This window comes from Halogeometricum sp. CBA1124, assembly GCF_009741955.1.
Classification (GTDB): Archaea; Halobacteriota; Halobacteria; order Halobacteriales; family Haloferacaceae; genus Halogeometricum; species Halogeometricum rufum.
The window spans coordinates 1-8,131 of record NZ_WPCD01000170.1 but is presented as its reverse complement, the minus strand read 5'-3'; the positions used below and the strand labels follow the sequence as shown (position 1 = coordinate 8,131).

The window sequence follows — 8,131 nt, the reverse complement described above, 5'->3', positions numbered from 1 at the left end:
ACCCCTCGTCCTCGCGGGCGTCGGCGCGCCGGGGGCGGCGGCGAGCGTCGCCGCCCCCGCGCCGAGACTGGCGAGGAATCCGCGGCGTCCGAGTCTCCTCATCGAGCGTGTGTTCTGGTCGGACTAACTTGACCGTTTCCCGAACTGTGTGGCAGAATATAATTCTGCCCGCTTTCACGACGGCGGGCGCTCCCTGGTCAGTAGCCCTGCGCGTTCCCGTCCTTCCGCGGTTCCGTCGCCGCCGAGAGCGTCCCGCCGTCGTTCCGGGCTATCTGCGCACCGCCGAACAGACTGGGGTAGAGGAGTCGCACGTCGTGGCCTCGGCGGGTGAGTTTCGTCCCGAGGCTGTCGCTCGTCCGTTCCTCGATGGCGAGGGACCCGTCCTCGCGGTAGCGCCAGCGCGGGTAGTCCAGCGCCGCCTGCAGGGGCATCCCGTGGTCGACGACGTTGGAGACCACCTGCACGTGCCCCTGCGGTTGCATGTAGCCGCCCATGACGCCGAACGCCGCCCAGTCGTCCTCGTCGAACCTGAGCAGGCCGGGGATGAGCGTGTGGAACGGGCGCTTGCCGGGTTCGATGCGGTTCGGGTGGTCGGGGTCCAGCGAGAACGAACTGCCGCGGTTCTGCAGGGCGATTCCGGTGTCGCCCGCGACGAGGCCCGAACCGAACCCGGCGAACCGGGAGTTGATGTAGGAGACGACGTTGCCCTCGTCGTCGGCGACGGTGAGGAGGACGGTGTCGGAATCCTCCGCGTTCGCGTCGGGGACGCCGAACGACACGTCGTCGTTCGCCTCCGGGCCGATTTCGGCGGCGCGGCGTTCGGCCCACTCCTTCGAGGCCAGCGGCGGAATCTCCTCGTACTCGGGGTCGGTGATGTAGCGGTGGCCGTCGTGGAACGCGAGCTTCATCGCCTCGCCGAAGTAGTGGACGCGTTCGGGGGAGTCGAGGTCGTACTCGCCCGCGCCGACGGCCTCGGCGATGTTCAGCGCCTCCAGCGCGATGAGCCCCTGATTGTTCGGCGGGAGTTCGTACACCTCGACGCCGTTGTACGTCGTGGAGACGGGGTCGGGGTACTCCACCTCGAAGTCGGCGAGGTCCTCGACGGTCATGAACCCGCCCTGCGACTGCACCTCCGCGGCTATCTGCTCGGCGATTTCGCCCTCGTACACCACGTCCGCCCCCTCGTCGGCGATGCGCTCCATCGTCGCGCCGAGTTTCGGGAGCGTCACCGTCTGGCCCACGTCGGGGGCTTCGCCGTCGAACAGGAACGCGTCGCGGGCGTTGTCGGTCTGGAACAACTCCTCGCCGTGCGTCCACGCGCCGGCGATTATCTCGCTGACCGGGTAGCCCTCGGTGGCGTAGCGGATGGCGGGCCCGAGGGCGTCCGCGAGCGTCAGTTCGCCGAACTCCTCGCTGGTCGCCTCCCATCCGCGGGCCGTGCCGGGGACGGTGACGGCGTGCGCGCCGGTGTCGGGCATCTCGGCGTCCTCGGGCGCGACGCCCTCCTCCTCGGCGACGGCGGCGCGGACGTTCTCGATGGTCGCGTCGGCCGGCGCGCCGCCGCAGGCGCGCATCGCCCCCACTTCGCCGTCGGCGGTGCGGTAGAGGGCGAACACGTCGCCGCCGAGGCCCGTGGAGGTGGGTTCGACGACGTTCAGCGCCGCCGCCGTCGCCACGGCGGCGTCGAAGGCGTTGCCGCCCTCCCGGAGCAGTTGGATGCCCGCCTCCGCGGCGAGCGGTTGGCTGGTGGCGACGACGCCGCGCTGCCCGTACACCGTCGAGCGTCGGGACGTGAACCGGTCTAAGTCCGCGTTTCCGTCGATGTCCATGCGCACCGGTTTCGAACGAGGGAGAAAAAGTCCACCTCAAGGGGCACGGCAGGGTGGGTAGATGGGCGGGGCGCGCCCGCCGGTGACGGCGGCGACGGTGACCCCCGCAAGTTTCGAGGCGCTCGGCCGTCAACTCGGGGCGAGAGATGAGCCAACGAAACCTGATAGAGGAGGTCGAAGCGCGACTCCGGTACGTCCCTCGGTGGCGGTTGATTCTCGGCGTCGTCCTGCTGATACCGCCGTTCAGCATCGTCGGGATGGCGATTCTGGCCTACGAGTTCCTCCGGGCCGGCGAACCGCTACGGGAGGCCGAAGGGGAGTCGCTCGTCGGTGGCGACGCGGAGGCGGACGAAGTCGCGGCCGTCGGGGACGACGCCACCGAGTCCGGCGCTGTCGGACCCGACGTGACCGAGTCCGACGCGACCGACGAAAACGACGCGAGCGACGAAAACGACGCTGAGGACGCGTAACGCGGCTATCGGGGTCCGCGGTGGTTCGGTGTCTCTACCGCCCCGCGGCGTCACCGGCCGAGCAGTCCGCGGACCGTCCCCACGAGGCCGGCGCGTTCGACTTCGGTCCGCACCAGTCGGTCGAACGCCCACGTCGGGAGGAGGGTCCGCAGGAGGGGGAGCAGACGCGCCTGCCACGTCACCGGGTAGCGCGCCTTCGGGTCAGCCGCCTCGACGGCGGTGACGACGGTGTCCGCCACGCGTTCGGGGGCGACGCCGCCGGGGTCGAACCCCGTTCGCACGTCGCGGTACGTCGCCGCGTACGGCGTCTCGTCGTAGCGGTCGAGTCCCGCCTTCGCGCGTTCGTTGAACCCGGTCCGCACCGGGCCGGGTTCGACTATCGCGACGCGCACGCCGTGCGGTTCGAGTTCGACGCGAAGGGCGTCCGAGAGCGCCTCAATCGCGTGTTTGGTCGCGCCGTAGACGCCGTGGTACGGGAGCGTCACCCGGCCGAGGACGGAGGCGACGGTGACGATGCGGCCGCCCGACTCGCGGAGGGCGGGCAGGGCGGCGCGGACGACGGAGAGGACGCCGAAGACGTTCACGTCGAACTGGCGTTCCACCGTCGCCGCCGGCACGTCCTCGACGGCGCCGAGTTCGTAGCGCCCGCGCAGGGGACGAGGGCGTCGATACCGTCGGCGGCGACGGCGGCGACGCGTTCGCGCACCGCCTCGTCGTCGGTCACGTCGCAGACGTGCGTCGCCACGTCGTCGGGGAGGCGTTCGAGGGCGGCCGCGTCGCTGTCGAGGACGACCACGTCGTGGCCGCGGGCGCGGAGGCGGCGCACCGTCGCGCGGCCGATACCGGACGCGCCCCCGGTGACGAGGACGCGGAGCGATTCGGACATTGGCGGGACTGTCCGGCCGAGGCGATTGAGCGTTTCGATGACTGCGAAGGGGGTGAGCGGGCGACGGCAGACGCGACGGGGGAGCGGCGACGGAGCGACGTGAGCGTCGGCGAGTGACGCCCGGTCAGTCCGTCAGCCCGTAGCCGCGACGGAACAGGGCGACGTGAGGGCGGTGACGGCGACGGTGAGGGCGACGAGGACGGCCAGCGAGGCGTTGGGGTCCACTTCGCTGACGCCGAGGAAGCCGTAGCGGACGCCGTTGACCATGTATATCATGGGGTTCAGGAGCGACACCTGCTGGAGCGTCGTCGGCAGTTCGTTCAGCGAGTAGAAGACGCCGCCGAAGAACACCAGCGGTCGCAGGATGAACTGGTTCATCATCGTCAGGTCGTCGAAGTCCTCGGCCCACAGGCCGCCGACGACGCCGAGACTGGCGAACAGCAGGGTGATGACGGCCATGAACGCGGCGAGGTAGAGCGGTCGAGCGAGGCCGACGGTGGTGAAGAACGCGCCGATGACGGCGACGAGAGCGCCGACGACGACGCCGCGCGTCGCCGAGGAGAGGACGTACGCGCCGACCATCGACCGGTAGGAGAGCGGCGAGGTCAGCACCTCCTCGATGTAGCGGTTCCACCGGCCGTGGAAGATGGAGAAGGAGGCGTTCTCGAACGCGTTCGACACCGCGCCGAGGACGATGAGGCCGGGGAGGATGAAGAGGATGTAGGGGACGCCCGCGATCTCGTTGATGCGTTCGCCGAGGATGACGCCGAAGACGGAGAAGTAGAGCACGTTCGTGATGAACGGCGGGACGAACGTGTTGCGCGGGCGGCGGACGAACCGCAGGACCTCGCGCTTGAGGAGGGCGAAGAAGCCCGTGCGTTCGACGCTCACTGGCCCACCTCCATCGTCGCGCGGCCCTCCTCCTCGGCCCGGGTCATCTCGACGAACACCTCTTCGAGCGAGGTGCGGGAGATTTCGAGGTCCACGAGTTCGTGGCCCGCGGCGTCGAGACGACGGACCACGTCGGGAGCGACCAGTCCGCCCTCGCGGGCGGTGACGACGAGGCGGGTGCCGTCGAGTTCCACCGCCTCGACCCTGTCGTCCTCGGCGGCGAAGTCGGGGACTGCGGTGGGCGCGTCGCGGAGGGTGACCACGATGTCGTCGGTGCCGCGGTCCATCAGTTCGTCCGGACTCGCCACCTCGAGGACGCGGCCGGAGTCGAGGATGGCCACCTCGTCGCAGAGGCGTTCGGCCTCCTCGATGTAGTGCGTCGTCAGGAGGATGGTCGTCCCGCTATCGTTCAGTTCGGTGATGGTCTCCCACAGTTCGTGCCGGAGTTGCACGTCCACGCCCGCCGTGGGTTCGTCGAGGATGAGGAGGTCCGGGTCCGTGATGAGGGCGCGCGCGAGGACGAACCGGCGCTTCATCCCGCCGGAGAGCCAGTCGAACCGCGTGTCGCGCTTGTCGTAGATGCCGACGCGCTTGAGCACCTCGTCGGCCCGTTCGCGCGCCTCGTCGGCGGGGACGCCGTGGTAGCCCGCTTTCGTCACGAGGACTTCGCGAATGGGGAAGAACCGGTCGACGTTGAACTCCTGCGGCGCGAGGCCGATTCTGTCCCGCGCCTCGCGGTAGTCGTCCTCCACGTCGTGACCGAACACCTCGGCCCGGCCGCCGGACTTGCGGACGAGGCCGACCAGGACGTTGATGAACGTGGTCTTCCCCGCGCCGTTCGGGCCGAGGAGGCCGAAGAACGACCCCTCGGGAACGTCGAGGTCCACGCCGTCCAACGCCTGCACGTCGCCGTACGACTTGCGTAAGTCGCGTATCGTTATCGCAGAAGCCATCAGATGTCCGTAGGTCGGCGACTGGGCGGATTAAGCGCACCGACCGCGGAACGATGTGCGATAGCCTGCCACGGGTCCGAGACGGCGGCGGCGGCCGGGCGCACAGACGTGTGATGGTTAGTCCCACACATATCGATATAAGGCGATAAACTGCATTAAAGAATATTATCACTATCAATCATTATGTTTAACTACCAGATGGTCCTTGCGGCAGACGAGGTGAACGCCGATGGCAGTATCCGGCGCAGTACGCGCCCATCGACACACGTTCCGCACGCCGAATCGCTCGACAGACCGCCCCGACCCACCCAGACGATCCAGATGACGACACCCACGACCCGAGAGACGACCCGACGTACCACCCGACCGATGACCCGAAACTACCCGAACAACGAGGAGAACATGGACGCCCCGTTGGTCCCCTTCATCACCGACCCGACAGAGCAGACGCCCGACGACGAGATTACCGACCTCCGGCGCGACATCGCCGCCCTCGCCGCCCAACTGGACCGCATCGAGACGCGCATGGAGGAGGACCGATGACGACGAGCGAGGACCCCTACGAGCGAACGACGGGCGCGGACGTCCACACCCGCGACGTGGACAACGCCTCGGCCCGCGAGTTCCGGCGGATGCTGGACGAGCAGAACTTCGTCTTCGCGCCGGGCATCTACCACGCCCTCGACGCGCGTCTGGCCGAACTCGCCGGCCTCGACGCCGCCTACATGAGCGGCTACTCCACCGTCCTCGGTCAGTTCGGGTTCCCCGACCTGGAGATGGTGACGATGACCGAGATGGTCGAGAACGCAAAGCGCATCGTCGAGGCGACGAACCTGCCGGTCGTCGCCGACTGCGACACCGGCTACGGCGGCGTCCACAACGTCCGCCGCGCCGTCCGCGAGTACGAGAAGGCCGGCGTGGCCGCCGTCCACATCGAGGACCAGACGACGCCGAAGCGGTGCGGCCACATCGCCGGCAAGCAGATCATCTCTCGGGACAAGGCCCGCGCGCGATTCGAGGCGGCCGTCGACGCCAAGCAGTCCGAGGACACGTTCATCATCGCCCGGACGGACGCCTACGGGTCGTCGAACGGCGACTGGGAGGAACACCTCGAACGCGGCCGCATCTACGCCGACGCCGGCGTCGACATGGTGTGGCCCGAGATGCCGGACCCGTCCCGCGAGGACGCCGTCCAGTACGCCGAGACCATCCACGAGACGCATCCGGACCTGAAGCTGGCGTTCAACTACTCCTCGTCGTTCGCGTGGTCCGAGGAGGAGGACCCGCTCACGTTCGAGGAACTCGGCGACCTGGGCTACGAGTACATCTTCATCACCCTGTTCGGCCTGCACTCGGGCGCCCACAGCGTCTACGAGGACTTCCGCTCGCTGGCCGAGACGGACGAGGAGGCGCAGTTCGACCTGGAGGAACGCTACCTCGGCCACCCGACCGAGTCCCACCACGAGATGGCCTTCGTCTCCGACTACCAGGAGACCGAGATGCAGTTCGACCGCGAGGCGCGCGACCGCATCGAGAACTCCGAGGGCTTCTCCGAGGAGGAGAGCACGCCCATCGAGAGCGACGACTGAACGGCCGAACCGACTCGCGCCGGCGGCCGTCGTACCATGGGGGCGGTCACCGGCGCACCGCAGTCCGTCGGTCAGGGCGGACGGCGCAGCCCCCTGCGCTGCGAATCTCCTCGCGCGGCCGGCGTTCGGTCGCTCGCACGCCGGGTCGCGACTCTTGCTAACTTTTCACACGCCTGAACAAACGTTAAGTTATTCCACCGCATCTGCCGAGACGAGTCCCGCGACCCTGCGGGCAGAGAGACCGATGACCCGGACTGCCACCACTCGCCGTCCGCCCCACGCGGTAGCCGCGACTGCGGCCGCCGCCCTCGGCGAGGGGGCCGTCTGGGTTATCGGAGGCTTCTCCGGAAACGGGGAAGCCGAACCCCTCTGCGTCCGGTCCGCGCTCGGCGCGTAACCACGCGCCGCGCGGGCGGGGTCCGGGGAACCCGGCTTCGTTCTCGCGTGTGACTCACGACCGAGACGAACCGTCCCCGTCCCTTTCTCGCGCGGCCGATACGCCCCGAGCGCGGAGTATCCACACCGGACCGCTCCCGTGTCGGCAGTCTCCGTCGTCGCCGACGACGCGAGAGGCGCGTTCGACTCGCGCCGGGAGCCTCATGGCAATCTCCCGACCCAGCCAGTCCGCACAGGCAGACCACCACTCGGTTCGCGCCTCGCTGACGGTCCTCGTCACGCGCGACGCCGACGGCGACTTACAGGAGGGCGTCCGCGCCCGCCTCGCCGCCGTCGACTGCGTCGTCGCCGTGGACCGCGCGGACGTGAGCGGCTTACGACCCGCGTTGAACGACCTGCGCGCGAGGTGGACGCGGACCTCCGCGTCAGCGGTCCGCCCGAGGAGGCGAGCGTCGCCGACGCCCTCGAAGCCGGCTTCGGCGTGAAGGCGGTGCGCGAGGTGTCGAGGACGTAGGCCGCCGTCTCGACGGCGTCCGCCGCCCCGCACCGCGCTTCGCCCTCCCCCTCACCGTCCTCCCGTCCGAGCCACGACCCGCCACGTCGGCCCTCCCCCACGCGAGAACGCTCAAGTCCGCCGAGCGCGACGTGTCGGTCGTGAGTCCATCAGACGCCGCGACCGACGACGCGACGCCGGGAGACGACGCGCCCGTCGTCGTCTACGACGCCGTCACCGACGCGGCGGACCCCGAAGCCGAGGCCCTCGCGCGACTCCGCCGGCTGAGTCACTACCTCGACAGCGCCGTCGAGATTCCGGGGACGAACTTCAGAGTCGGCCTGGACCCGATCGTCGGCCTCCTCCCCGTCGCGGGCGACGTGCCCACGGCGGCCGTCTCGGCGTACATCGTCGCCGAAGCCGCCGCACTCGGCGCGCCGCGGGAGACGGTGGCGCGGATGGTCCTCAACCTCGTCGTCGACGCCGTCGTCGGGTCGGTTCCCCTCGTCGGCGACGCCTTCGACGCGGTGTGGAAGGCGAACCAGCGGAACGTTCGCCTGCTGGAGGCCCGCCGGACCGACCCCGCGGGCGCGACCCGCGACGGGCGCGTCGTCGCCGTCGCCG

Annotated in this window: 7 protein-coding genes and 2 pseudogenes; 5 read left to right on the top strand and 4 right to left on the bottom strand. The window is 69.6% G+C overall.

Features of this window, described 5'->3' with window-relative positions; genetic code table 11:
* Positions 1-197: 197 nt before the first annotated feature.
* Positions 198-1,829, bottom strand: a complete 1,632-nt coding sequence (ggt, locus tag GJ632_RS16690; protein WP_191453543.1) for a gamma-glutamyltransferase — start codon at positions 1,827-1,829, stop codon at positions 198-200.
* 146 nt (positions 1,830-1,975) lie between these two features.
* On the opposite strand from ggt, the gene GJ632_RS16685 reads away from it, so the two are divergent.
* A complete protein-coding gene (locus GJ632_RS16685) occupies positions 1,976-2,299 on the top strand; it encodes a hypothetical protein (protein ID WP_191453542.1) in 324 nt (107 codons plus the stop codon).
* A gap of 50 nt (positions 2,300-2,349) precedes the next feature.
* Here the strand turns inward: GJ632_RS16685 and GJ632_RS16680 are convergent.
* The 3 genes and pseudogenes from GJ632_RS16680 to GJ632_RS16670 all read right to left on the bottom strand — a co-directional run bounded on the left by GJ632_RS16680 (position 2,350) and on the right by GJ632_RS16670 (position 5,029).
* Positions 2,350-3,185, bottom strand: a pseudogene (locus tag GJ632_RS16680) (SDR family oxidoreductase).
* Positions 3,186-3,309: 124 nt separating this feature from the next.
* Positions 3,310-4,076, bottom strand: a pseudogene (locus GJ632_RS16675) (ABC transporter permease).
* On the bottom strand, positions 4,073-5,029 hold the full coding sequence (locus GJ632_RS16670; RefSeq protein WP_089808821.1) for an ABC transporter ATP-binding protein: 957 nt from the start codon (positions 5,027-5,029) through the stop codon (positions 4,073-4,075). Before GJ632_RS16670 ends, GJ632_RS16675 begins: the two are co-directional and overlap by 4 nt.
* Positions 5,030-5,398: 369 nt before the next feature.
* On the opposite strand from GJ632_RS16670, the gene GJ632_RS22330 reads away from it, so the two are divergent.
* The 4 genes from GJ632_RS22330 to GJ632_RS16650 form a co-directional block, all read left to right on the top strand.
* Positions 5,399-5,572, top strand: coding sequence for a hypothetical protein (locus GJ632_RS22330; RefSeq protein ID WP_231751625.1), 174 nt, complete (start codon positions 5,399-5,401; stop codon positions 5,570-5,572).
* Complete coding sequence (gene aceA, locus GJ632_RS16660) at positions 5,569-6,618, top strand: isocitrate lyase (protein WP_191453540.1); 1,050 nt, start codon at positions 5,569-5,571, stop codon at positions 6,616-6,618. The genes GJ632_RS22330 and aceA overlap by 4 nt, the downstream gene beginning before the upstream one ends.
* 599 nt (positions 6,619-7,217) lie before the next feature.
* Positions 7,218-7,499 carry a hypothetical protein gene (locus GJ632_RS16655; protein ID WP_231751624.1) on the top strand — a complete coding sequence of 94 codons (282 nt, stop codon included), beginning with the start codon at positions 7,218-7,220 and terminating at the stop codon, positions 7,497-7,499.
* Positions 7,500-7,668: 169 nt separating this feature from the next.
* A partial coding sequence (locus GJ632_RS16650) for a DUF4112 domain-containing protein (protein ID WP_343161226.1) occupies positions 7,669-8,131 on the top strand: 463 nt, incomplete at its 3' end.